This is a genomic window from Microbacterium sp. cf332, from assembly GCF_900102175.1.
Classification (GTDB): Bacteria; Actinomycetota; Actinomycetes; order Actinomycetales; family Microbacteriaceae; genus Microbacterium.
This window is the reverse complement of record NZ_FNKN01000001.1, coordinates 904,017-927,868: the sequence shown is the minus strand read 5'-3', so window position 1 is coordinate 927,868 and position 23,852 is coordinate 904,017. Positions and strand designations below refer to the sequence as shown.

The window sequence follows — 23,852 nt, the reverse complement described above, 5'->3', positions numbered from 1 at the left end:
CATGTCAACTCTCATCCGACCCACAGCGGGAGCGGGCTAGGGTGACGTGCTGATGAGATACCGTTGTCCACCCGGGACAAGCCAGCACCGCGACGAAGGAGGGGGTCCGAGATGATCTTGGTTCGACAGGAGATCGGCGACGTTCTGCGTGACCTCCGCCTGCAGAAGGGGCGTACGCTCCGGCAGGTCGCCAGCCGCGCGAGCGTGGCCCTCGGATACCTCAGCGAGGTGGAGCGCGGCCAGAAGGAGGCCTCCAGCGAGATCCTCGCTGCGGTGGCCGAGGCCCTCGATGTCCCCATCTCCAACATCATGCGCGAAGTGGGCGATCGCATCTCGGTGCTCGAGGGACTGCCGGTGATCTCGGACGTCGTTCCCGACGACATCGCCGGGCTCGACCCCGACCTGGTCGCACCCGAGCTCTCGCTCCGCTGAGGTTTCCTGCATCGCATGCGTCGCAGTGAGTTCGATCGCGCCGTCGCGGCGGAGTTCGGCGGCCGTGGAGCCGCTCTGGTCGATGATCTGACGCTCGCGCCGTTGGGTGACCGCACCGCCCGTCAAGCACTCGCCGACGGTGAATCCCCGCGTGCTGTCTGGATGGCGCTGTGCGTCGAGGCGGACGTGCCTGAAGGGCGCCGCTACGGAGTCGGTCACCTCGATCCGCGAGGCCGCTGAGCCGACTTTCCCGCTCGTACCGTGTTCGACACGGTCGCGGAGATCGCGGCGTGTCGTCGAATATCCGTTCGAAGACGGCGTAGTGTCCTGCACAGGTGATCTCGATCGTCGGAGATCCCCGGAGTGGAACGGCCTGCCGGCGAATGTCGGAGGCCCTCCCTACCGTGGAGTTCGTCGGTAAGACACCATGCCTTGTCGCAGCGTTCCGGTACCGAACCGGAAGCGCGACAGCCTACAGGCGTCGGAAACGCGAGCATAAGGAGCACGCCATGCCATCACCCGCTGACCGCGAGAAAGCCCTCGAATCGGCCCTCGCCCAGATCGACCGGCAGTTCGGAAAGGGCTCGGTCATGCGCCTGGGGTCCGACGAGCGCGCGCCCGTCGAAGTCATCCCGACGGGCTCCATCGCCCTCGACGTCGCGCTCGGCATCGGCGGCCTCCCGCGTGGCCGCATCATCGAGATCTACGGCCCGGAGTCGTCGGGTAAGACCACGCTCACGCTCCACGCCATCGCGAATGCGCAGCGGGCGGGCGGCATCGCCGCGTTCATCGACGCCGAGCACGCGCTCGATCCCTCCTACGCCGAGAAGCTCGGCGTCGACATCGACGCGCTCCTGGTATCGCAGCCCGACACGGGCGAGCAGGCGCTCGAGATCGCCGACATGCTGATCCGCTCCGGGGCGATCGACCTCGTCGTGATCGACTCGGTCGCCGCGCTCGTGCCCGAGGCCGAGATCAAGGGCGAGATGGGCGACTCGCACGTCGGCCTGCAGGCGCGTCTCATGTCGCAGGCGCTCCGCAAGCTCACGGGTGGCCTCAACCAGACGAAGACGACGGCCATCTTCATCAACCAGCTGCGCGAGAAGATCGGCGTGTTCTTCGGGTCGCCCGAGACGACCGCCGGTGGAAAGGCGCTGAAGTTCTACGCGTCGGTCCGTCTCGACATCCGTCGCATCGAGACGCTGAAGGACGGAACCGATGCAGTCGGAAACCGCACTCGGGTGAAGGTCGTCAAGAACAAGATGGCGCCGCCCTTCAAGCAGGCCGAGTTCGACATCCTCTACGGTGTCGGCATCTCTCGCGAGGGCAGCCTCATCGATTTCGGTGTCGAGCACGGCATCGTCAAGAAATCGGGCGCCTGGTACACATACGACGGCGAGCAGCTCGGGCAGGGCAAGGAGAACGCCCGCAACTTCCTGCTCAAGAACGTCGACATCGCAGCCGACATCGAGAACAAGATCAAGCAGAAGCTCGGCATCGGCCAGCCGGCAGCTCCTGCTGCGGCAGAATCCGACGAGCTCGCGGCACGTCGTCCGGCGTGACCGAGATGGATCCGAACGGGGGCGAGGTCGATCGCCTCGCCCCCGTCATTCCCCTCTTCGGGGGAGCGGTCGAGCGGAACGCGGCGGCCGGTGTCGCGTCAGCCACGGAGCCGGAATCCGGCCGCACGCCGGATTCGCGCTGGCACACCACCTGGACCGGCGGCTCTCGGGATGCCGGCGCCGATGCTTCGGGCCCCCATCCGCGGACTCCGCGGGGACCGGGAGGCCGCAGCGGTGGACCAGGCCGCGGAACAGTGGCATTCGACGACCCGCAGGCTGAGGACCGCACGCACACGGCGGCCGACATCCGGGCGAGAGCCGAACGCACTCTACTCAAGCGCCTCCGCGGCCGCTCGCTCTCGGTGAAAGAAGCTCGCGACGTGCTCCGCGACGCAGAGCTCGACGAGCCCGAGCGTGAGGAGATCATCGCTGAATTCCTCGACAACGGGTACCTCGATGACAGCCGCTTGGCCGAGCAGCTCCTCGACGGCGCGCTCGGCCGCAAGGCTCAAGGGGCGACGGCCATCGCACAGAGTCTCGCGCGTCGGGGGCTCGATCGCGAGGTCATCGACATCGCGCTGGCATCTCTGCCCGACGACGAGCCGGACCGCGCGCTCGAGTTCGCGCGCCTGCGGGCACGCAGCATGGACGACCTCGACCCCGCGGTGGCGCTCCGGCGGCTGCACGGCCAGCTGGCGCGGCGGGGGTTCGGGGGCGCGACGGCGATGACCGCGGCGCGCCAAGCCCTCGACGAGCTCCGCTGAATTGACGGCGCGGTGGCGGGTTCACCCCCACGCGCGCTGAGGCTCGTCGCGCTTCCGCCCGTCGTCGGTCACGAGGCTGCCGAGATCCGCCCGGTTGCGTGCGCTCAGCTTGGCGCGTGCCTGGTAGATGTGCGACTCGACGGTGCGCACCGACAGGAACAGGGCGTGGGCGATCTGCCGATTCGACAAGCCCTGCCCCACCAGCCGGGCGATCTCTAGCTCTCTCGGCGTGAGGACCTCCATCGCGTCGTCGGCCGCCGCGCCGGACGGGGTGCGATTGGCGCGGAGCAACTCCGGGGGGCAGAGATCGAGGCAGAGGTGTGTCAGCGCGGCGCTGATCGACGGCTCGTCGGCGGCGCCGGCGACAGCTCGCTCGGCGCTCGCGACCATCATGTTCGCAACATCGGACCGCACGGACTCGGCGATCGTGCGCATCCGGTCGAGGGCGTCGTCGGCGTCGGGGTGGCCGACCACGACGAGACGGTGCAGGCAGCGGATCTGCAGCATGACGGCGTCCGTCGGTGCCGCGACCCGCCAGGCCTCGGCAGCCCAGTGGTGTGCGTCGTCCCAGCGGCCCTCAGCGACAGCGAGGGTCGCGCAGGTCGCGTGCCGCATGTGCTGGAACAGCGGGCTCGGCTCGGCCGGCGGGTCGAGGGCGTCGAGAAGATCGCGAGCCTCGTCGGTGTAGCCGAACAGCGCGAGACCGAGCGCCGTCTCGAGGAGGATCATGCCCTGCCCCTCGCCGCCGTAGAGCGGACTCCTGCGTAACGCCGCTGCGAGTTCCACCCGAGCCTCGAGGACGTGACCGCGTCGCAGCAGCGTCAAGATCGACGCGACGCCCGCCAGAGCGAGACCCACCCCGCCCGTCTGGACCGCGTACTGCCGCTCGCTGTCGAGATCCGATAGGACATCGGCGTCGTCGACGCCCGCGACCGTGCGCGCGGCGAGGTCGCGACAGCGCGCGCTCAGCATCTCGGCGGCCGACCCTCGACGGCCGCCGGACCGCAGCAGCCGCTCGGCCGACCGCAGCTCACGCCGCATGTCGTCCTGGCGCCCGAGATAAGCCGAGGCCATTCCGGCCAGCAGCTCCATGTCGATGCGGTCCTGCGTCGTCAGTCCCAGGTGGACCCGGAGGCCATCGACGATCGCACGGGCTCGCCCGATCTCGAGCGCGTCCATGGCGGCGCGAGCGGCGGCGAGCTGATGAGCCGGGTCCGCCTCGGTGCCGTCGACGACGGTCGACAGGGGAGCCGGCACGCGCAGCGCCAGCGCGATGGCGAGGGGCATCGCGCGGCGATGAGCCTGCGCCGGAAGCGCGTCCAGGTGCAACTCGGGCGTGCCGCTCGAGCGGAGGACCGCGTGCGCCAGATGCTCCTCCACCGACAGCACCGGGGTGCTCGCGAGATCGCCCGCCCACGTTGCGTACGCAGCTGCCGACGAGGCGTCGCCGTGGTCGTTCGCCTCGTGAGCTGCATCCGCGAGGACGCGCACGATGATCTCGCTCGGCACGTCGACGAGCGCGGATGCGTCGGGGAGCTCCCGCAGCCAGCGCTCCGCCAGCGCGCGTGCGATCGGCGCGCTCCACCAGAGCCCGCCGTCGTGGAGTAGGCGGTCCTGCACGTCGCGGGCGAGATGATCGGCGCGCGCCGCGCCCCACGTGCGCGCAGCCGCTCGCGCGAGGGCGCGATTGGCGGACAGCCGGTGCGCGATCGTGCGGTCGTCGGTCACGAGCCCCGCGCCGCGCAGCTCGTTCAGCACCGAAGAGGGGACGAAGCGCGCGGCATCACCGAAGGTGAGGCCCGGAGCGATCCCGAGGAGGACGAGCGCCCGCAGAGTGTCGTCGTCGAATCCGCGGATGTGCGCCCCGAGCGCGGCAGCGAGGCGGCTGTGAACCGGCACATCATCGATCGCCTGCACCGGGTCGTCGCCGTGGACGACGGCGTCGAGGGCGTGGTCGACAAGCGCCCGCAGCAGCATCCGCGAACCGTCGGCCTGCCACAGGATGGCGGTGCGCGAAACGCCGTCGAACGCGTGTCCGCCGGCGAACTCGCCGAGGAGCTGCGCCCCCTCGTCGGCGGAGAGCCGGGCGAGGTCGAGGCGCTCCGCGACTCCGCTCAGCCACAGTTCCTGGAGGTGGTGCACGGCTGCGGTCGGCGTGTCGCCGCGCAGGCGCGGTTCGGATATCCCGATGAGCGCCGTGGCCTGGCCACGATGGACAGCCCGCGCGATGCCCGCCGCGGACGCCACGTCGAGGTGCTGGGCGTCATCGACGACGAGCAGGACACGGGCAGCGAGGTTGCCCTCGCGTAGCTCGGCCGCGCGAGGGTCTGTCACGGCGGTCACCGCGCCCCACTCGACGTCGGCGAGAGCCGAAGCGCCACGGATGAGCAGTGGCGCGATCGATCGATCGGCGAGCAGCTCGGCGACGCGCTGCACGAGGAAGGTCTTGCCCGAGCCGATGGGCCCGCCGATCACCGTCGACGTGCCACGCGTCAGAGCATCCGTCAGAGCGCGCGTGTCGCGTCCGGCACCCACCACCGTCTCCCGACGGGCTCCCGGAGTTGAGCCTCTGCCCGGCCGCCCCGCGGCGGCCCACCCGAATCGATCATCCATCATGGCCAGACAACCGCCCCCCAGAGACTCGGCCGTATCTGCCCAACCTACTCACGGCACTGGGAGCGGTGCCAGATAGATGCCGCATAGTGACTACCGAGTCCGCACTGAGGCGACTACCGATACGGCGCCGAGCCGGGCGCTGATGGTCACGGCGCGACCCCGGGGATCCGGCGCTCGACCGCGGGCACCGCCGGCGCCGCCGACACGGGCGCGGCGCCTCCCCGTACGGTCGACAGCACGCACGCGGTTGCACGCCCGCCGATGGCGTGGCCGGGCGCAGTGGGCGGGAGGCGTCGCCGTGATCAGGAGGAATGCGTCGTGAGAAGGGTCAGCGAGCGCCGCCGCCTCACGGCGACGGCGGCGCTGTGCGCGGCGCTGGCGACCGGCTGGGGCGCCGGGATCGCGTCGCCCGCATTCGCGGCCGCCGCCCCGTCCGGCTCGGGGACATCGGATGGGCTGACGCTCTGGGCGGTGTCTCTCCCCGTCGCCGCGTCGCGTCTGGCCCCGGGGGAGCCCGTGCACTGGCCGATCACCGCCGACCTCGTCGGGGACCGGCCCGTGGTGCTGGCGGCGGAGGTACGGGCGGACGGTGCGCTGGCCGCACACCCCGCGGGGCTGCGTCTCGGGCTGCGGTCGTGCGACGTCGCCTGGCAGGATACGACGAGCCAGCCCATCTGTCCGTCGGGTGAGCGCACCGTCATGGCGGTCGGCGGGACGGAAGCGGTCGCCGCTCCGCACGACCTGAGAACCGCCACCGGGAGCACGGACGTGCACCTTCTGGTCACCGCGATGCTCTCGGAGAGCGCGCGCTCCGATCCGTCCGCGATGGGCCTGCGCGCTGACGTCGAGCTGACGGTCACCGCCACCGAGACCGACGAGGAGTCGACCGTCGGCGTTGGCGGTGCGCACCCGAGGCCCGGTCTCGGGTCGACCGGCGGCGACCCGCGCATCACCATGACGCTGCTCGCCGTCGGGGTCGTGTGCCTCGTGGTCGCCGCATGGACCCGCGCGCGGCCGGGGCGCGACCGGGGCGGCCGAACGTAGAATGGGACCATCATGTCGTCCCCTTCGAGCGCACCCATTCTCATCGCGCCGTCGCTCGCTGCACGCACCGCAGACGGCCGCCCCCGCACCTACGAGGTGCGGACATTCGGCTGCCAGATGAACGTCCACGACTCCGAGCGCCTGTCCGGATCGCTCGAGAGCGCCGGCTATCTGCCCGCTGATCCGGGCGCCGAGGCCGACGTCATCGTGATCAACACGTGCGCCGTGCGCGACAACGCGGCGGGCAAGCTGTACGGCACGCTCGGGCACCTGAAGTCGCGCAAGGACAAGCACGACGGGATGCAGATCGCCGTCGGCGGATGTCTGGCCCAGATGGATCAGGCCGCGGTGCAGCAGAAGGCGCCGTGGGTCGACGTCGTGTTCGGCACCCACAACATGGGCGCGCTCCCTGGCCTGCTGGAGCGCGCACGACACAACGGCGAGGCCGAGCTCGAGATCCTCGAGTCGCTCGAGACCTTCCCGTCTACTCTTCCCACCAAGCGCGATTCGGTCTACAGCGGCTGGGTCTCCATCTCGGTGGGGTGCAATAACACCTGCACGTTCTGCATCGTCCCGCACCTGCGCGGCAAGGAGAAGGACCGCCGTCCCGGCGACATCCTGAACGAGATCCGCCTGCTCGTCGACGACGGCGCGATCGAGGTCACCCTGCTCGGGCAGAACGTGAACAGCTACGGCGTCGAGTTCGGCGACCGCCAGGCGTTCGGGAAGCTCCTGCGCGCCGCGGGCGAGATCCCGGGGCTCGAGCGCATCCGCTTCACGAGTCCGCACCCCGCAGCGTTCACCGACGACGTCATCGACGCCATGGCCGAGACCCCCGCGGTCATGCCGCAGCTGCACATGCCGCTGCAGTCGGGGTCCGACAGCATCCTCAAAGCGATGCGCCGGTCGTATCGCAGCTCGAAGTTCCTCGGCATCCTCGACCGTGTTCGGGAGCGGATGCCGAACGCGGCGATCTCGACCGACATCATCGTCGGCTTCCCGGGCGAGACCGATGCCGACTTCGAGGACACCCTGCGCGTCGTCGAGCAGGCGCGATTCGCGAGTGCGTTCACCTTCCAGTACTCCATCCGCGAGGGGACGCCCGCGGCGACGATGCCGGACCAGGTGCCGAAGGCCGTGGTCCAGGAGCGGTACGAACGCCTCATGGCGCTGCAGGACCGCATCGCCCTCGAGGAGAACCAGAAGCAGGTCGGCCGCGAGGTGCGGGTCCTGGTGTCGTCGGCAGAGGGCAAGAAGGGCGCTGAGACCCACCGCCTGACCGGCCGCGCCGAGGACAACCGTCTCGTGCACTTCGAGCTGCCTGCCGGCTCCGAGACGCCGCGGCCGGGCGATGTCGTGTCGGTGACCGTCAGCCACGCCGCGCCGTTCCACCTCCTCGCCGACAGCGCCGACGGGGCGCCGCTGCACATCCGGCGCACCCGCGCGGGCGACGCGTGGGATCGGTCGCAGGCGGAGTCCTGCGGGGTGCCCGCACCGGCCCCAGCGGGGGACGGACCGCGACCGGTGTCGCTCGGCCTGCCTCTGCTGCGCGTCGGGGTGTGAGCGCCGACACCGGATCGCCGAGCAGCGCGGCCCCGAGGCTGTGGGCCGTCGTCGGAGCCACCGGCACGGGCAAGACGGGCCTGTCGCTCGACCTCGCGTCCGCTCTCGAGGCTCATGGTCGGCGCGCGGAGATCGTCAACGTCGACGCGATGCAGCTGTACCGCGGCATGGACATCGGCACCGCCAAGCTGGCCCCGGCCGAGCGTCGCGGCATCCCGCACCACCTGTTCGACGTGCTCGCGGTCACCGACGAGGCGGCCGTCGCGTGGTATCAAGACGTCGCACGTCGCTGCATCCACCAGATCCACGATCGCGGCGCGGACGCGATCCTCGTCGGCGGTTCCGGACTCTACGCGTCGAGCGTGCTCTTCGACTTCCGCTTCCCGCCGCGTGATGAGGCGCTGCGCGCCCGTCTCGAGGCGGAACTCGACAGCGAGGGAGTCGGCGCGCTGTTCGCCCGGCTCCGCGAGGCGGATCCCGTCGCGGCCGGGCGCATCGACCCGCGGAACGGCCGACGCATAGTGCGAGCGCTCGAAATGCTGGCACAGGGCGGCGCGACGCACGGGGGAGCGCTGCCTGAGGCGCCCGAGGCCTGGCTGCCGTCGACGCGCATCATCGGAACGGCCATCCCGCGCGATGAGCTCGTGCCGATTCTCGACGCCCGCGTCGACGACATGTGGGCGCGCGGTCTCGTGGACGAGGTCGCGGCGCTGCGACACGAGGGGATCGAGCGCGCCGTCACCGCCGGGCGCGCCATCGGCTACGCGCAAGCCCTGGCCCAGCTGCGGGGCGATGTGACGGAGGGCGAGGCGATCGCCGAGACCCAGGCGCTGACCCGGCGGTACGCGCGGCGGCAGGTGTCGTGGTTCAAGCGCTACGCCGACGTCACGTGGGTCGACGCGCGCGAGGCCGATGCGACGTCGCTCGTGGCGGCGGCATCCGCGCCGGATGAGCGGGCAGCCGGCGGATCAGCGCGGCCGGTGCCGAGAGGAGAGCGACCATGACGATCACCATCCGGGCCTTCGCCCCCGCCGACGAGGACGCCGTCGTGCAGCTGTGGCACGACGCGGGACTGACGCGCCCGTGGAACGACCCGCGTGCCGACATCAGGCGCAAGCTGGCGGTTCAGCCCGAACTGTTCCTCGTCGCGGTCGATCAGCCTGTCGACGGAACGGACGGGCCTGTCGACGGCGCCGCCGGCGAGGTCGTCGGCACGGTCATGGCCGGCTACGACGGGCACCGCGGTTGGCTGTACTACCTGGCCACGGCCCGGTCGCACCGTGGCCGCGGCATCGGACGCACGCTCGTCACCGAGGCGGAAGGGCTGCTCGAGGCGATGGGCTGCCCGAAGGTGCAGTTGATGGTGCGGCCCGAGAACGAGGCGGTGCGCGGCTTCTACGGCGAGCTCGGGTACGAGCCCTTCACGGTGTGGTCCACGGGCAAGCGGCTCGTCGTGGATGGCCCCGGCGGCCCCGCCTAAGCTGGGCGCATGGCGACTCTCGCATTCACCAAGGGCCACGGCACGGGCAACGACTTCGTCATCCTGGCGGACCCCGAGGGTGCGCTCGAGCTGAGTGACGCACAGATCGCCGCGCTCTGCGACCGGCACGTGGGCATCGGCGCCGACGGCCTGCTGCGGGTCGTGCGATCGGCCGCGATCCCCGAGGGCGCAGCTGCCGCGGCATCCGGTGCCGAGTGGTTCATGGACTACCGCAACGCCGACGGCTCGAAGGCCGAGATGTGCGGCAACGGCACGCGCGTCTTCGCCCGCTACCTCTCGGACGCCGGATTCGCCTCGCTCGACGACGGGCTCCGCATCGGGACACGTGCCGGAGTCAAGACGATCACGCGGGCTGAGAACGGCTACGAGGTCGACCTCGGGGTCTGGCACGCCGACGACGGAGACGTGCTGGTGCGCGCCCGCGGTCTCGGCGTCGCCCGTCCGGGCCAAGGCATCGACGTCGGCAACCCGCACGTCGTCGTGGCCCTCGCGGGAGAGGACGAGCTCGATGGGCTCGACCTCACGGCGCAGCCGGTCCTCGAGCCGCGTCCGACCGCCGGGGCGAACATCGAGTTCGTGGTGCCCGCCGAGCCGCTCGTGCAGAACGGTGTGGGGATCATCCGGATGCGGGTCTTCGAACGCGGCGTGGGCGAGACCCTGTCGTGCGGCACGGGCGTCGCGGCATCCGCTCTGGCGGTGCGCCACTGGGCCGGGCCTGCCGCGCCCGATCGCTGGAGCGTCGACGTGCCCGGCGGGACCCTCGGGGTGCGTGTGGTCGTCGAGGCCGACGGCGAGCACGTCCTGCTGTCCGGACCGGCGACGCTCGTCTTCTCGGGCGAGGTCACGCTCGCCGACTGACGCCGGCAGCGATGCTGCGCCGTCAGGGCAGGTCGATCGCGCCGGTCGGCGGCACTCCGTGGCGGCGGACCTTCAGCACTCGGAAGCCCCGGCCGGTGGCGGCCCGCGTCACGCTGTATCCGTCGTCGAACGTCGCCGAGAGCCAGCGCTGCAACGAGTCCGAGCCGAGGTTGCGCTGCACGACGAGCCACGCGTCGCTGCGCTCGGCCAGGCGGGGGATCCAGCGCTGCAGCATCCCGTGCAGCTCGTTCTTGCCGACGCGGATCGGCGGGTTCGACCGTATCGTGCGGAAGGTGACGTCGTCGGGAACATCGTCGGGCAGCACGGCGTTGACGTTATCGAGTCCCAGATCAGCGGCGTTGCGTCGCACCAGGTCGAGAGCCCGCTCGTTCACGTCGACGGCCCAGACCGTGGCGCGAGGCGACGCCAGGGCCAGCGACAGCGAGATCGGCCCCCAGCCGCAGCCGAGGTCGAGGAAGTCCCCGCCGGGCGGTGCCGGCGGAGTATTGGCCAGAAGAACTGCCGTGCCCGAGTCCACGTGGTCAGGGCTGAACACCCCGCCCGCGGTCGTGACCTCGACGGCACGACCGGCAAGGGTCACGCGGATGCGGCGGAGGTTCGCTTCGCTGGACGGGGACGCGCTGAAGTAGTGATCGCTCCCCATGCATCCGAGCGTATCGGAGCCGGACGTACCGGCGGGAGACTAGAATTCACGGATGCCCGGGCACGGGCATCCCGGGAAGAGAGTTATGACGCACACCACCACCCCCGACGGCGACGACGACATCGCGGTGGACCCGGTCGATCGGGTGCTCGCGAGCGCCGAGACCCGCTCGTCGAGCCGCGTCTTCGGCGCCGCCCAGGCACTGCAGGACGCGGCGACCGTCTCGTACGGAGACACCGACGGCGACCAGTGGGACCGCGAGGAGCGCGCCGCGCTGCGCCGCGTGCCCGGACTGTCTACCGAGCTCGAGGACGTCACCGAGGTCGAGTACCGACAGCTGCGACTCGAGAACGTCGTGCTCATCGGCGTGTACCCGCAGGGGTCGCACGAGGACGCCGAGAACTCGCTGCGCGAGCTCGCGGCGCTCGCCGAGACCGCCGGCGCGGTGGTGCTCGACGGCGTGCTCCAGCGTCGACCGCATCCGGACCCCGCCACGTACATCGGACGCGGCAAGGCCGCCGAGCTGCGCGACCTCGTCGCCGCCGTCGGCGCCGACACCGTCATCGCGGACACCGAGCTCGCTCCGAGCCAGCGGCGCGCTCTCGAGGATGTCGCGAAGGTCAAGGTCATCGACCGGACGACCGTCATCCTCGACATCTTCAGCCAGCATGCGAAGAGTCGCGAGGGCAAGGCGCAGGTCGAGCTCGCGCAGCTCGAGTACCTGCTGCCCCGTCTGCGCGGCTGGGGCGAGTCGATGAGCCGTCAGGCCGGTGGCCAGGTCGGCGCCGGCGGCGCGGGCATGGGCTCGCGCGGACCGGGTGAGACGAAGATCGAGCTCGATCGGCGTCGCATCCGCACGCGCATGGCGCAGCTGCGCAAGCAGATCCGAGAGTTCGCGCCGTCACGCGAGGCCAAGCGGGCCGAGCGTCGCCGCAACACGATCCCCTCCGTCGCCATCGCGGGCTACACCAACGCGGGCAAGTCCAGCCTCCTGAACCGACTGACGAGCGCGGGCGTGCTCGTCGAGAACGCCCTCTTCGCGACGCTCGACGCCACCGTGCGCCGGGCGGAGGCCGCCGACGGGCGCGTCTTCACGCTCACCGACACCGTCGGCTTCGTGAGAAACCTGCCGCATCAGCTCGTCGAGGCTTTCCGGTCGACGCTCGAGGAGGTGTCGGGCGCCGATGTCATCGTGCACGTCGTCGACGGGTCGCACCCCGATCCCGCGGCGCAGTTGGCGACGGTGCGCGACGTCATGGGCGACGTGGGTGCCCGCGCGACGCGCGAGCTCGTGGTCTTCAACAAGGCCGACCTCGTCGACGACGATGCCCGGCTCCTGCTGCGCGGCCTCGAGCCGACGGCGCATTTCGTGTCGTCGCGCACGGGCGAGGGCATCGACGAGCTCCGCGCCGCGATCGAGGACGCGCTGCCGTTGCCCGCGGTCGAGGTCCGCGCGCTCGTCCCGTACGACCGCGGCGACCTGATCTCGGCCGTGCACGAGAGCGGCCACATCGTCGCCACCTCGCACGAGGAGGACGGCACGGCCGTGCACGCGCACGTCTCCGAGCGCCTCGCGGCGGAACTCGGTCCCTACGCCGTCTGACCCCGCCCGTCGACCGACCCCGGCGCCGGCTGTCTCCCGGCGCCGGCCGACGGACGCATCGGGAGGCGGAGTCGGATCGGGTCAGGCGAGGTCGACGGGAGTGACGCCCGGGGTCTCGAAGCCGAAGACCTGGCCGAGGAACGCCAGCTCGCTCTCGAGGGCGTGGACGATCGTCTCGGTGCGCCGGAACCCGTGTCCTTCGCCCGCGTACAGCACATACGCGTGCGGCACGCCCTGCGCGACGAGTGCGTCTCGGATGGCCTCGGCTTGCGCCGGAGGCACGACCGCGTCCTCGTCGCCCTGCAGCAGCAGCAGCGGGACGCGGAACCGCTCGGGACGGCTGAGCGGCGATCGCTCGATGTAGACCTGCTCGGCCTCCGGCAGCGGGCCGATGAGCCCGTCGAGGTATCGCGCCTCGAAGTCGTGCGTCTCGGCGGCGAGGGCGCGCGCGTCGCCGACGCCGTAGCGCGAGATGCCGGCGCCGAAGACGTCGGTGCCGACGAGCGCCGCGAGGACGGTCCACCCGCCGGCCGAGCCGCCCTCGATGGCGAACCGCATCGGGTCAGCCAGGCCGTCGGCGGCGAGCCCCCGCGCGGCGGCGGCCACGTCGTCGACGTCGACGATGCCCCATCGTCCCGTGAGCCGCTCGCGGTAGGAACGTCCGTAGCCGGTCGAGCCGCCGTAGTTCACGTCGAGAACGCCGATACCGCGGCTGGTGAAGTACGCGACCTTGCTGTCGGCGGTGCCGCCGACGTGCGAGGTCGGCCCGCCGTGCACCCATACGAGGTACGGGGGCAGCTCGCCGCCGGGCGCGACGACGTCGGGGTTGGTCGGAGGGTAGGCGAACGCGTGCACGGGTCCGTGCGGGCCCTCGGTCGTGAGCTGACGGGCGTGGGGGATCCACGCGGCGTCGACGTCCGGGGCGCCGCCGCGCACGGGGCTCGACTCGCCCGTCGACAGATCGACGACCCACAGGCCGGTCGCGCCGGGCATTGTTCCGCTCACGAGCGCGCGGTCGCCGTGGAGATCGTCGATCTGAAGGCGAGCCGTCGCGGCGAAGGGCAGGGGGACGGCGCCGCCGTCGCGATCGATGACGACGAGCTGGTCGGAGCCATGAGTGCGGACGGCCACGATCCGTCCGTCGTCGAGCGGCGCGTACCACCGGCTGCCGAGCACCCAGAGCCCGCCGCCGGTGTCGGCGTCGGCCGGCGACACCGCGTCGGGGTCCGCGCCCGACCCCGGGTCGACACGGTAGAGGTTCCAACGCCCCGTCTGCTCGTCGATGAGAACGAGGTCGCCGTCCGCCGTCCACTCCGGCTGCAGCGCCGACGTCGCGCCTCCGGCGACGTCGCGCACGAGATGCGGGGTATCGAGGTCGACGATCCGGATGCGGGTGCGGTCCCACGGCATGTCGGGGTGGTCCCACGCGACCCAGGCGAGGCGGGAGCCGTCGGGCGACAGCGCGGGCTGCGCGACGAAGTCGCTGCCGCCGGCCAGCACGGTCACGCCGACCTCGCCATCGGCGGATGCCGCGGCGGCGCCGTCGATGCGGACGATGTGCCGTTCGGGCGTCGCGCCGTCGCGCTCGCGCTCGCGGACGGCGAGCAGGGCTCCGTGCTGCCAGCGGAGCCCGCCGTAGTGGGTGCCGTCTTCCTCGGGCGTCAGCGCTTCGGGTTCGTGCTCGTCCCCCGGCACGACGCGGCGGATGCGCTGGTCCGATTTGTCGACGAAGAAGAGCACGCCGTCGTCGGATGCCGCCCAGGCCCCGCCCCCGTACTCGTGCACGCGGGAGCGTGCGTTCCACGGTGCGGGCAGGACGACGCCGAGCGATCCGTCGCTCTTCCGACGCATCACCGCGACCCGGCCCGCCTCATCCGGCAGCGACTCGCCCCACCAGATCTCGTCGCCGACGAACGCGGCGCCGTCGAGGCGCAGCGAAGAGGCACTCGCCCACGAGGCGGTCAGCGGAGAAGGCCAGGATCCGTAGGGGAGCTGTTGCGACATACCGCCACGCTACGCGAGCGCGGCGTCGGACCGTCGAGGTGCGTCAGACGGCCCGCAGGACGGCGACGACCTTGCCGAGCACGGTCGCCTCGTCGCCCAGGATCGGCTCGAACGCCGAGTTGCGGGGGAGCAGCCACGTGTGTCCGTCGCGCTGGCGGAGCGTCTTGACGGTGGCGTCGCCGTCGAGCATCGCGGCGACGATCTCTCCGTTGTCGGCCGTCGCCTGCGACCGGACGACGACCCAGTCGCCGTCGCAGATGGCGGCGTCGATCATCGAATCGCCGACGACCTTCAGCATGAACAGTTCGCCCTTGCCGACGAGCTGGCGGGGGAGTGGGAAGATCTCCTCGACCTGCTGGTCGGCCGTGATGGGCACGCCCGCTGCGATGCGCCCGACGAGGGGGACGAGCGCGGCGTCGCCGAGGGCGGGCGCGGCGTCGGCGGGGTTCTCGGCGGCGGTGCCCGGGAGGTCGATCAGCACCTCCATGGCGCGCGTCTTGCCCGGGTCGCGCCGCAAGTAGCCGCTCAGTTCGAGCTGGTTCAGCTGGTGGGTGACGCTCGAGAGCGACTTGAGGCCGACCGCGTCGCCGATCTCGCGCATGCTCGGCGGGTAACCGTTCCGAGCGATCGCGTTCTGGATCACCTCGAGGATCGCGAGCTGCTTGTCGCTCAGATTCTTGCGTCGTCGCGTCTGCGGCTTCTCGCTCATCCGCCGGTCTCCTGTCGTCACGCCCCGTCCCCGACCCGATGTCGGAGGTTCGTGGTGGGCTCTCGCTGTCGAAAAGGTAGCCCGATACGCCGGCGACATCGCGGAACCCTCCGCGTGTCTCTTCGATCGGTCTCCGATTTCGACGAGTGGTTGACACCACACAATATCGAAGATACGTTCGGAACCGAAGTTCGCACCCGCCTCTCCCGGCCGAGAGGCGGGGGCGAATCTTCCTACCGCTCTCGAGGAGATGCCATGACCACGATCGATGCCCGACTCATGCCGGCCCCCCGCACCCGTCTGCGCCTGACGCGCCGCGGACGTCGCGTCGTCGCCACGATCGCCGCTCTCCCCGCGGTGGTCGCCGTCAGCTTCGCCGTGCTCTCCGGCGGCGGCGCGCTCGCCTCGAACGAGGCCGGTGCACCCGAGGGCTCCTTCACCACGGTCACGGTCATGTCGGGGGAGTCCCTGTGGTCCATCGCCGAGGAGGTCGCTCCCGCGGCCGACCCGCGCGACGTCGTCGACGCGATCGTGCGCCTGAACGCCCTGGGCTCCGGCCAGCTCGAAGCCGGCCAGACGCTGGCCATCCCCGCCGAGTACACGACCGCGAGCTGACACCCCTTCTCCAGCCCGCGCGTCCGCCGTGTTCGGTCACGAGGTCATGCGCCGCGGCCTAGCATGGGTGGGATGAGCCCGAGTCTGGATGATCTGCCCCTCAGAGACGATCTGAGAGGCCTCACCCCGTACGGCGCCCCGCAGGCGCCGCTCCCGGTCGCGCTGAACGTGAACGAGAACACGCATCCTGTCCCGGAAGAGGTAGCCGACGACATCCTGGATGCCGTCGCGCGGGCCCTGCGAGACGTGAACCGTTACCCCGACCGCGAGTTCACGCAGCTCCGGGAGTCGTTCGCCGAGTACCTCGGTCACGGGTTGACGCCCGACCGCATCTGGGCCGCGAACGGCTCGAACGAGGTCCTCCAGCACCTCCTGCAGGCCTTCGGCGGTCCCGGCCGCACGGCGATGGGCTTCGGCCCCACCTACTCGATGTACCCACTCCTGAGCCGCGCCACCGGAGCGCAGTACATCTCCGGTACCCGCGGGTCCGACTTCACGCTGGACGCGTCATCCGCCGCCGCGCAGGTGGCCGAGCAACGGCCGGATGTCGTCTTCCTATGCGCGCCCAACAACCCGACCGGTACGCCGCTCGGCCTCGACGTGATCGAGGCCGTGTACGACGCGACCGACGGCATCGTCATCGTCGACGAGGCCTACCAGGAGTTCGCCCCGCGCGAGAGTCCCTCGGCGCTGACCCTCCTCGGCGAACGCGAGCGCCTCGTCGTATCGCGCACGATGAGCAAGGCCTTCGCGTTCGCGGGGGCGCGGGTCGGCTACCTCGCGGCCGACGCGACGCTCATCGACGCACTGCGCCTGGTCCGGCTGCCCTACCACCTGAGCGCCCTGACGCAGGCCGCCGCCACGGCGGCGCTGTCGCACTCGACGACGATGCTGCGCATGGTCGACGAGATCGTCGGCCAGCGAGATCGGATGTCCGCGACGCTGGACGCCCTCGGCTACCGCGCGTACGAGAGCTGGACGAACTTCGTCCTCTTCGACGGCGTCGACGACCCGCAGGCCACCTGGCAGGCGCTCTACGACCGCGGCATCCTCGTCCGCGACGTCGGCATCGCGCACTCGCTGCGTGTGAGCGCCGGTACGGAAGACGAGACGACCGCGTTCCTCGAGGCACTGGCCTCGATAGACTCGGAGGCATGACCAGCCCCCGAACGGCCAGCATCCGTCGCGCGACGAGCGAGTCGTCGGTCGAACTGGACCTCGACCTCGACGGGACGGGGATCAGCACGATCGAGACGACCGTGCCGTTCTTCGACCACCTCCTGACCGCGTTCGCGAAGCACTCGCTGACCGACCTCACGGTCCGTGCGAGCGGCGACACCCACATCGACGCGCACCACACCGTCGAGGATGTCGCGATCGTGCTCGGCCAGGCGCTGCGCTCCGCGCTCGGCGACAAGTCGGGGATCTCACGATACGGCGACGCGCTCGTCCCCCTCGACGAGGCGCTCGCGCAGGCGGTGGTCGACATCTCCGGCCGCCCATACCTCGTCCACACCGGCGAGCCCGCGGGCTACGAGCACCACCTCATCGGCGGACACTTCACCGGCTCGCTCGTGCGTCACACGTTCGAGGCCATCGCGTTCAACGCGGGGCTCACGATGCACGTCACCGTGCTCGGTGGTCGAGACCCGCACCACATCGCCGAGGCCGAGTACAAGGCCTTCGCCCGCGCGTTCCGGCAGGCCAAGGCTCTCGACCCGCTCGTGCAGGGCATCCCCAGCACCAAGGGTGCGCTGTGAGCGACGCTGACAGAACCGAGCACACGGCGCCCCTCGTCGCGGTCCTCGACTACGGTTCGGGCAACGTCCACTCCGCCGTCAAAGCCCTCTCCGCCGCCGGTGCCGACGCCCGCCTCACATCCGACCGCGGCCTCATCCGCGACGCGGACGGCCTCGTGGTCCCCGGGGTCGGAGCCTTCCAGGCCGTGATGTCGGCGCTGCGCGAGAGTCGCGGCGACGAGATCATCGAGCGTCGCCTCGCCGGTGGACGCCCCGTACTGGGCATCTGCGTCGGGATGCAGGTGCTGTTCGAGAACGGCGTCGAGCGCGGCCACGACACCGCCGGGCTCGCCCAGTGGCCCGGGACCGTCACGCAGCTCGACGCCCCCGTGCTGCCGCACATGGGGTGGAACACGGTCCGCACCGGCGCCGGGTCGACACTCTTCGACGGCCTCGAGGGCGAGCGGTTCTACTTCGTGCACTCGTACGGCGCCCAGGAGTGGAGTCTCGAGGTCACGAAGCCGTTCGCCGAGCCCGTGCTGACCTGGTGCGACTACGGCACGCCGTTCCTCGCGGCGGTCGAGAACGGTCCGCTGTCGGCGACGCAGTTCCACCCCGAGAAGTCGGGGGCGGCCGGCATCCGCCTGCTCGCCAATTGGATCGGCGCCCTGCCGCGCCACTAGTCTCCCTCTGGTGCGCTCGCGCGGACGAGCGCGCATCCCGACCCACCCTGGAATGTGATGAACGACTTCGCGTCCACCCCTGAACTGATCCTCCTGCCCGCCGTCGACGTCGCCGATGGGAAGGCCGTGCGCCTCACCCAGGGCGAGGCCGGCAGCGAGACGAGCTACGGCGACCCCGTCGAGGCGGCCCTCGCCTGGGCCAAGCAGGGCGCGCAGTGGATCCATCTCGTCGACCTCGACGCGGCGTTCGGTCGCGGCAACAACGGTGCCGTCATCCGAAAGGTCATCAAGCAGCTCAAGGGCGTGCAGATCGAGCTCTCCGGCGGCATCCGCGACGACGCGACGCTCGAGGCGGCTCTCGAGAGCGGGGCGACGCGCATCAACCTCGGCACCGCTGCGCTTGAGAACCCCGAGTGGGCGGCGGACGTCATCGGACGATACGGTGACGCGATCGCCGTCGGGCTGGACGTGCGCGGCACGACGCTCGCCGCTCGCGGCTGGACCCGCGAGGGCGGCGACCTGTGGGACGTCCTCGAGCGTCTCGAGGATGCCGGCTGCAGCCGCTACGTCGTGACCGATGTCACGAAGGACGGCACCCTCCAGGGGCCGAACATCGACCTGCTCCGCGAGATCACCGCGCGCACACCGAAGCCGGTCGTGGCCTCGGGCGGTATCTCGAGCCTCGACGACATCGCGGCGCTCCGCGAGCTCGTGCCCCTCGGCGTCGAGGGCGCGATCGTCGGCAAGGCCCTCTACGCCGGCGCGTTCACGCTGGCCGAGGCGCTGGATGTCGCCGGAGACTGACGACGGCTGCGGCCACGCCGCCGACTCCGCAGGCGTCCCCTGGGAGGGGCGGAGCTTCGAGTCGAATCCGCATGCCGGTGACGACGGTTCGGCTGACGCGGCGCTGCTCGCCGCGCTGGAGGCCTTCCGCGCCGGCACGGGTGATGCCGTCGCGGTGGTCGAGGCCTACCGTTCCGCCCGTCTGCTGATCCCGCTCGTCCCGGAGAAGGGCGACGAGGGAGTCGGTCCGACGGGCCTCCGCGTCGACAAGACGCAGGAGCTCTCGATCGTGACCGTCGCTGCGCCCGACGGCCGGCGCGTGCTGCCGGTCTTCACGTCGGTCGCGGCGCTGTCGCGCTGGGACGCCGTCGCCCGTCCCGTCCCCGCCGACGGCGTGCGGACGGCCATGGCCGCGGCATCCGACGACACCGACCTCATCGTGATCGACCCCGGCTCCGTGACCGAGTTTGTTCTGAGGCGTCCCGCCGTGTGGGCGATCGGTCAGGGACTGCCGTGGGACCCGGCGCCCGTCTCGCCCGAGGTGTTCGGTGCGCTGCAGGCGAGCATCGGGGGGGAACTCGCGGTGCTCGACCTGTCGGTCGCGCCAGGAGACCCCGACGCGCGCATGCGCGGCCCCGAGCTCATCGTGCGGCTGCATCTCATCGACGGGCTGGACGCCGTCGAGCTCGACGCCGTGCTGTCGCGGCTCGCGTCGCGATGGGCCGCGGACGACCGCATAGCGGTGCTCGTCGACTCGCTGACGGTCAAGCTCGTCCGCGGCTCGTGAGAGCCGACCCGCGGGCGGACCCAGCGGTCGGCTCGGCCGGGACGCGTCGTGCGCGCCCCGGCACGCAGATCAGTTGACGGGGCCGGTGAACTTCTCGCCCGGGCCCTTGCCGATCGGGTCGGGGATCGTCGACGCTTCGCGGAACGCGAGCTGCAGCGAACGCAGGCCGTCGCGCAGCGAGCGCGCGTGCATGTCGCTGATCTCGGGTGCACCCGCGGTGATGAGACCGGCGAGAGCATTGATGAGCTTGCGGGCCTCGTCGAGGTCGGTCTGGGTGGCGGGGTCGTCAGCGAGTCCCACCTTGACAGCCGCGGCGCTCATGAGGTGCACGGCGGCGGTGGTGATGACCTCGACGGCGGGCACGTCTGCGATATCGCGCGTCGCGGCGGATGCGGCTCGTTCCTGCTCCTCCCACCGCTGGCGACGAGCCTCATCGTCGGTGAAAGTGCTGTTCTCGGCCGGGTTCGTGTCCACGTGTCGCTCTCTGCTAGACTGTGCGGGCACCGGAGTGTTCTACTCCGGATCGAAAGAGGATCACATCCCACCCGCGCTTGCCGTTCCAGGCTACCGGGTCATGCACTCCGCTCCGTCCGTCTCACCGCGGCCGGGGTAGCCAGGGTGCGGAACACGAATGCCGACGCAGCTGCGTCGTGCGGGGTGGATGCGACGATCTTCCGCCCGGGTCGCGTCCTCGCGTCCCGGTGGCCACCACCGCACGAACAGGAGTTCCGCACATCAGCGATCCCCGCACCAACGACCGCATCCGCGTCCCCGAGGTTCGCCTCGTCGGCCCCGCTGGAGAGCAGGTCGGCGTCGTCCGTATCGAGGTCGCCCTGCGTCTGGCGCAGGAGGCCGAGCTCGACCTCGTCGAGGTCGCCCCGAACTCGAAGCCGCCCGTGGTCAAGATCATGGACTACGGCAAGTTCAAGTACGAAGCGGCTCAGAAGGCCAAGGAAGCGCGTCGCAATCAGGCCAATACGGTCCTCAAGGAGGTCCGTTTCCGTCTGAAGATCGAGGCGCACGATTACATCACCAAGCTCAAGCGCGCCGAGGGCTTCCTGCAGGCGGGCGACAAGGTCAAGGCGATGATCCTGTTCCGCGGTCGTGAGCAGTCGCGTCCCGAGCAGGGTGTGCGCCTGCTCCGCAAGTTCGCCGAGGACGTCGCCGAGCTCGGCACCGTCGAGTCGAACCCGACGATCGACGGTCGCAACATGGTTATGGTCATCGCGCCGCACAAGAACAAGTCCGAGGTGAAGACCGAGCAGAACGCTCAGCGCGCCGCCAACAAGGAGGCAGCGCGTCAGGCCCGCTCCGGTGCCGAGGGCGACGCCGACACGGACGTCGCAACCGAAGACGCCGCTCCCGCCACGGCGGAGTAGCCCCCAGACTCCCGCCTCGCGGGATACACAACGAAGGAAGAGACATGCCGAAGCAGAAGACCCACTCGGGTGCCAAGAAGCGCTTCAAGGTCACCGGCAGCGGGAAGATCAAGAAGCAGCAGGCGAACCTCCGCCACAACTTCGAAGGCAAGCCCACCAAGCGCACGCGCCGCCTGTCGGCCGACAAGATCCTGGCTCCCGGCGACGCAAAGGTCGCCAAGAAGCTCCTCGGCATCTGAGCGCTGCTGCGCACGAATAGGAAACAAACGAAATGGCTAGAGTCAAGCGGGCAGTAAACGCCCACAAGAAGCGTCGCGTCATCCTCGAGCGCGCCTCCGGTTACCGCGGACAGCGTTCGCGCCTGTACCGCAAGGCGAAGGAGCAGGTCACCCACTCGCTCGTCTACGCGTACCGCGACCGTCGCAAGCGCAAGGGCGACTTCCGTCGTCTGTGGATCCAGCGCATCAACGCCGCTGCCCGTCAGAACGGCATCACGTACAACCGCTTCATCCAGGGCCTCGGCCTCGCGGGTGTGCAGGTCGACCGTCGCATGCTCGCCGAGCTCGCCGTGAACGAGCCCGCCGTCTTCGCGTCGCTCGTGGCGACGGCGAAGGGCGCGCTTCCCGCCGACGTCAACGCTCCCAAGGCCTGATCGGGTCTCTGCGTTCCACGCACCACGAAGGGGCGTCCTCCTGAGGGAGGGCGCCCCTTCGCCGTATGCTGACATCGTGCTGGAGAACCCCCGATCGCCCCGCGTTCGCGCCGTCGCCAAGCTGACCAAGCGCAGCGCACGCCAGGAGACCGGGCTGTTCCTGCTCGAGGGCCCGCAGGCCGCGCGCGAGGCGCTCGCATATCGGCCCGAGACCCTCGTCGAGGTGTTCGCGACCCCCGCTGCGATCGAACGGCATCCCGAGCTGCGCGCGAGCGCCGATGCGGCCGGCATCGAGATCGTGACGGCGAGCGAGAGCGTGCTCGAAGCCATGGCCGACACCGTGACGCCGCAGGGCATCGTCGCCGTCGCGCGGCAGTCGCCGACGTCCGTCCGCGACATCTTCGCCGCGGGCCCCCGGCTCGTCGCGATCTGCGAGGAGGTGCGCGACCCCGGCAACCTCGGCACCATCATCCGGGCCGCGGATGCCGCCGGAGCCGATGCGATCGTGCTGACGGGCCGCACCGTCGACCCGTACAACCCCAAGGTGGTGCGATCGACCACCGGATCGCTCTTCCACCTGCCGATCGCCGTCGGGGTCGAGCTCGACGCGGCCGTCGAGCGGGCGCACGAGGCGGGGCTCCGCGTCGTCGCAGCCGACGTGAAGGGCGAGGAGTTCCTGGCTCACCGGGCGACGCTGGCCGAGCCCACCGCGTGGCTCTTCGGCAACGAGGCGCGCGGGCTCGACGACGAGGCGCTCGCGCAAGCCGACCTGGCTCTCCGCCTTCCCATCTACGGCGCCGCAGAGTCGCTCAACCTGGCCACCGCCGCGAGCGTCTGCCTGTACGAGACCGCCTTCGCGCAGCGCGCCGGCTGACGCGTCTGCACAGGCCCTCGTCGACTCGCCAGGAACGGCGGGTCGACGGCCGTCAGCATCCGCCGTTCCTGGCGAGTCGACGACCAGCCGAGGGGCGCGCCGTGTATTCCGATTCTGTTACAGATCAGTGACTCGGTGGGTCGGTGGCTGTCGAGGGCGGGGGAGTGCTCTTAGTGTGACTTCTTATGACGACTCCCGAAAACCCGGCGCCTCCGACGTCGAACATCTCGGTGCGCCGCGGCGACCCGCTCGTGGTGATCGAGGGCGTGCAGAAGCACTACGGCTCGTTCCAGGCCCTCAAGGACATCGACCTGACCGTCAACCGCGGCGAGGTCGTCGTCGTGATCGGTCCGTCGGGCTCGGGCAAGTCCACGCTCTGCCGCACCATCAACCGCCTCGAGACGATCAGCGAAGGCTCGATCTCGATCGACGGCGACAAGCTGCCTTCCGAGGGCAAGGCGCTCGCGGCCCTGCGCGCGGACGTCGGCATGGTGTTCCAGTCGTTCAACCTCTTCGCCCACCTGACGATCCTCGAGAACGTCACGCTCGGCCCCATCAAGGTCAAGGGCGTCAAGAAGGCGGAGGCCGAGAAGCTCGCCCGTGAGCTGCTCGACCGCGTCGGCGTCGGGCACCAGGCCGACAAGCTGCCCGCGCAGCTGTCCGGCGGCCAGCAGCAGCGCGTCGCCATCGCGCGCGCGCTGGCCATGAAGCCCAAGGTCATGCTCTTCGACGAGCCCACCAGCGCGCTCGACCCCGAGATGATCAACGAAGTTCTCGACGTGATGATCGGCCTCGCGCAGGACGGCATGACGATGATCGTCGTCACCCACGAGATGGGCTTCGCCCGCAAGGCAGCCGACCGCGTCGTGTTCATGGCCGACGGTCAGATCGTCGAAGAGGCCGTTCCGGAGCAGTTCTTCACGGCGCCGCGCAGCGACCGCGCCAAGGACTTCCTCTCGAAGCTCATCACCCACTAAGACCCCCCGATCTCCGGGCCCTGCACCGGGCGCGGATGACCCC

Annotated in this window: 26 protein-coding genes; 21 read left to right on the top strand and 5 right to left on the bottom strand. The window is 70.8% G+C overall.

The annotated features are described in order from the left end of the window. Nucleotides 1-111 precede the first annotated feature (111 nt). The 4 genes from BLT21_RS04420 to BLT21_RS15790 all read left to right on the top strand — a co-directional run bounded on the left by BLT21_RS04420 (nucleotide 112) and on the right by BLT21_RS15790 (nucleotide 2,758). On the top strand, nucleotides 112-432 hold the full coding sequence (locus tag BLT21_RS04420; RefSeq protein WP_091499698.1) for a helix-turn-helix domain-containing protein: 321 nt from the start codon (nucleotides 112-114) through the stop codon (nucleotides 430-432). 15 nt (nucleotides 433-447) lie between these two features. Further along, nucleotides 448-672 (top strand): DUF3046 domain-containing protein, encoded by a 225-nt coding sequence (locus tag BLT21_RS04415; RefSeq protein ID WP_091499696.1) that lies wholly within the window; start codon nucleotides 448-450, stop codon nucleotides 670-672. A gap of 269 nt (nucleotides 673-941) precedes the next feature. Continuing rightward, nucleotides 942-1,994: a recombinase RecA gene (gene recA, locus BLT21_RS04410; RefSeq protein ID WP_091499694.1), complete on the top strand. Its 1,053-nt coding sequence runs from the start codon at nucleotides 942-944 to the stop codon at nucleotides 1,992-1,994. Nucleotides 1,995-2,374: 380 nt separating this feature from the next. After that, complete coding sequence (locus BLT21_RS15790) at nucleotides 2,375-2,758, top strand: regulatory protein RecX (RefSeq protein WP_256335907.1); 384 nt, start codon at nucleotides 2,375-2,377, stop codon at nucleotides 2,756-2,758. Between the two features lie 21 nt (nucleotides 2,759-2,779). Here BLT21_RS15790 and BLT21_RS04400 read toward each other — a convergent pair whose 3' ends face one another. Beyond that, nucleotides 2,780-5,293, bottom strand: a complete 2,514-nt coding sequence (locus BLT21_RS04400; RefSeq protein WP_091499691.1) for a LuxR C-terminal-related transcriptional regulator — start codon at nucleotides 5,291-5,293, stop codon at nucleotides 2,780-2,782. A 399-nt stretch (nucleotides 5,294-5,692) separates the two neighbouring features. On the opposite strand from BLT21_RS04400, the gene BLT21_RS04395 reads away from it, so the two are divergent. Genes BLT21_RS04395 through dapF form a run of 5 tightly spaced genes read left to right on the top strand, consistent with a single transcriptional unit; the run spans nucleotide 5,693 to nucleotide 10,340 of the window. Further along, nucleotides 5,693-6,418 carry a hypothetical protein gene (locus BLT21_RS04395; RefSeq protein WP_091499688.1) on the top strand — a complete coding sequence of 242 codons (726 nt, stop codon included), beginning with the start codon at nucleotides 5,693-5,695 and terminating at the stop codon, nucleotides 6,416-6,418. 12 nt (nucleotides 6,419-6,430) lie between these two features. Continuing rightward, a complete protein-coding gene (miaB, locus tag BLT21_RS04390; protein WP_091499684.1) occupies nucleotides 6,431-7,981 on the top strand; it encodes a tRNA (N6-isopentenyl adenosine(37)-C2)-methylthiotransferase MiaB in 1,551 nt (516 codons plus the stop codon). Beyond that, nucleotides 7,978-8,985 (top strand): tRNA (adenosine(37)-N6)-dimethylallyltransferase MiaA, encoded by a 1,008-nt coding sequence (gene miaA, locus BLT21_RS04385; protein ID WP_091499682.1) that lies wholly within the window; start codon nucleotides 7,978-7,980, stop codon nucleotides 8,983-8,985. Before miaB ends, miaA begins: the two co-directional genes overlap by 4 nt. Continuing rightward, nucleotides 8,982-9,461, top strand: a complete 480-nt coding sequence (locus BLT21_RS04380) for a GNAT family acetyltransferase (protein WP_091499680.1) — start codon at nucleotides 8,982-8,984, stop codon at nucleotides 9,459-9,461. The genes miaA and BLT21_RS04380 overlap by 4 nt, the downstream gene beginning before the upstream one ends. Nucleotides 9,462-9,470: 9 nt before the next feature. After that, nucleotides 9,471-10,340, top strand: a complete 870-nt coding sequence (gene dapF / locus BLT21_RS04375; protein WP_091499677.1) for a diaminopimelate epimerase — start codon at nucleotides 9,471-9,473, stop codon at nucleotides 10,338-10,340. Between the two features lie 22 nt (nucleotides 10,341-10,362). On the opposite strand, the gene BLT21_RS04370 is transcribed toward dapF, so the two are convergent. Next, nucleotides 10,363-11,004, bottom strand: coding sequence for a class I SAM-dependent methyltransferase (locus tag BLT21_RS04370; RefSeq protein WP_091499675.1), 642 nt, complete (start codon nucleotides 11,002-11,004; stop codon nucleotides 10,363-10,365). 85 nt (nucleotides 11,005-11,089) lie between these two features. On the opposite strand from BLT21_RS04370, the gene hflX reads away from it, so the two are divergent. Next, nucleotides 11,090-12,607, top strand: a complete 1,518-nt coding sequence (hflX, locus tag BLT21_RS04365; protein WP_091499672.1) for a GTPase HflX — start codon at nucleotides 11,090-11,092, stop codon at nucleotides 12,605-12,607. Nucleotides 12,608-12,688: 81 nt separating this feature from the next. Here the strand turns inward: hflX and BLT21_RS04360 are convergent, their stop codons facing one another. Together BLT21_RS04360 and lexA are read right to left on the bottom strand one after the other, a co-directional pair. Further along, nucleotides 12,689-14,611, bottom strand: coding sequence for a S9 family peptidase (locus BLT21_RS04360; protein ID WP_091499670.1), 1,923 nt, complete (start codon nucleotides 14,609-14,611; stop codon nucleotides 12,689-12,691). Between the two features lie 43 nt (nucleotides 14,612-14,654). Further along, nucleotides 14,655-15,320 carry a transcriptional repressor LexA gene (lexA, locus tag BLT21_RS04355; RefSeq protein ID WP_091499667.1) on the bottom strand — a complete coding sequence of 222 codons (666 nt, stop codon included), beginning with the start codon at nucleotides 15,318-15,320 and terminating at the stop codon, nucleotides 14,655-14,657. Between the two features lie 255 nt (nucleotides 15,321-15,575). Between lexA and BLT21_RS04350 the strand changes: the two genes are divergently transcribed. The 6 genes from BLT21_RS04350 (at nucleotide 15,576) to BLT21_RS04325 (ending at nucleotide 19,927) form a co-directional block, all read left to right on the top strand. Continuing rightward, a complete protein-coding gene (locus BLT21_RS04350) occupies nucleotides 15,576-15,935 on the top strand; it encodes a LysM peptidoglycan-binding domain-containing protein (protein ID WP_091499664.1) in 360 nt (119 codons plus the stop codon). A gap of 72 nt (nucleotides 15,936-16,007) precedes the next feature. After that, the gene (locus BLT21_RS04345) at nucleotides 16,008-17,093 is read left to right on the top strand and encodes a histidinol-phosphate transaminase (RefSeq protein WP_091499661.1); all 1,086 of its coding nucleotides are present in this window, start codon (nucleotides 16,008-16,010) and stop codon (nucleotides 17,091-17,093) included. Continuing rightward, nucleotides 17,090-17,695 carry an imidazoleglycerol-phosphate dehydratase HisB gene (hisB, locus tag BLT21_RS04340; protein WP_091499658.1) on the top strand — a complete coding sequence of 202 codons (606 nt, stop codon included), beginning with the start codon at nucleotides 17,090-17,092 and terminating at the stop codon, nucleotides 17,693-17,695. Before BLT21_RS04345 ends, hisB begins: the two co-directional genes overlap by 4 nt. Next, nucleotides 17,692-18,357, top strand: coding sequence for an imidazole glycerol phosphate synthase subunit HisH (hisH, locus tag BLT21_RS04335; RefSeq protein WP_091499655.1), 666 nt, complete (start codon nucleotides 17,692-17,694; stop codon nucleotides 18,355-18,357). Before hisB ends, hisH begins: the two co-directional genes overlap by 4 nt. A gap of 57 nt (nucleotides 18,358-18,414) precedes the next feature. Then, nucleotides 18,415-19,161, top strand: coding sequence for a bifunctional 1-(5-phosphoribosyl)-5-((5-phosphoribosylamino)methylideneamino)imidazole-4-carboxamide isomerase/phosphoribosylanthranilate isomerase PriA (gene priA, locus BLT21_RS04330; RefSeq protein ID WP_091499652.1), 747 nt, complete (start codon nucleotides 18,415-18,417; stop codon nucleotides 19,159-19,161). Beyond that, the gene (locus tag BLT21_RS04325; protein ID WP_091499650.1) at nucleotides 19,145-19,927 is read left to right on the top strand and encodes an SseB family protein; all 783 of its coding nucleotides are present in this window, start codon (nucleotides 19,145-19,147) and stop codon (nucleotides 19,925-19,927) included. The genes priA and BLT21_RS04325 overlap by 17 nt, the downstream gene beginning before the upstream one ends. Nucleotides 19,928-19,996: 69 nt before the next feature. Here the strand turns inward: BLT21_RS04325 and BLT21_RS04320 are convergent, their stop codons facing one another. Then, nucleotides 19,997-20,401: a DUF1844 domain-containing protein gene (locus BLT21_RS04320; RefSeq protein WP_091499648.1), complete on the bottom strand. Its 405-nt coding sequence runs from the start codon at nucleotides 20,399-20,401 to the stop codon at nucleotides 19,997-19,999. 227 nt (nucleotides 20,402-20,628) lie between these two features. Here BLT21_RS04320 and infC point away from each other — a divergent pair, with 227 nt between their 5' ends. From infC to BLT21_RS04295, 5 genes are all read left to right on the top strand, one after another. Further along, entirely contained in the window at nucleotides 20,629-21,306 is a 678-nt protein-coding gene (infC, locus tag BLT21_RS04315) for a translation initiation factor IF-3 (RefSeq protein ID WP_256335906.1), read from the top strand. A 44-nt stretch (nucleotides 21,307-21,350) separates the two neighbouring features. Beyond that, complete coding sequence (gene rpmI, locus BLT21_RS04310) at nucleotides 21,351-21,545, top strand: 50S ribosomal protein L35 (RefSeq protein ID WP_005048908.1); 195 nt, start codon at nucleotides 21,351-21,353, stop codon at nucleotides 21,543-21,545. 32 nt (nucleotides 21,546-21,577) lie between these two features. After that, on the top strand, nucleotides 21,578-21,958 hold the full coding sequence (rplT, locus tag BLT21_RS04305) for a 50S ribosomal protein L20 (protein ID WP_023951735.1): 381 nt from the start codon (nucleotides 21,578-21,580) through the stop codon (nucleotides 21,956-21,958). Nucleotides 21,959-22,034: 76 nt separating this feature from the next. After that, entirely contained in the window at nucleotides 22,035-22,832 is a 798-nt protein-coding gene (locus tag BLT21_RS04300; protein WP_091499645.1) for a TrmH family RNA methyltransferase, read from the top strand. A gap of 185 nt (nucleotides 22,833-23,017) precedes the next feature. Beyond that, nucleotides 23,018-23,809: an amino acid ABC transporter ATP-binding protein gene (locus BLT21_RS04295; RefSeq protein WP_091499643.1), complete on the top strand. Its 792-nt coding sequence runs from the start codon at nucleotides 23,018-23,020 to the stop codon at nucleotides 23,807-23,809. Nucleotides 23,810-23,852: the final 43 nt, after the last annotated feature.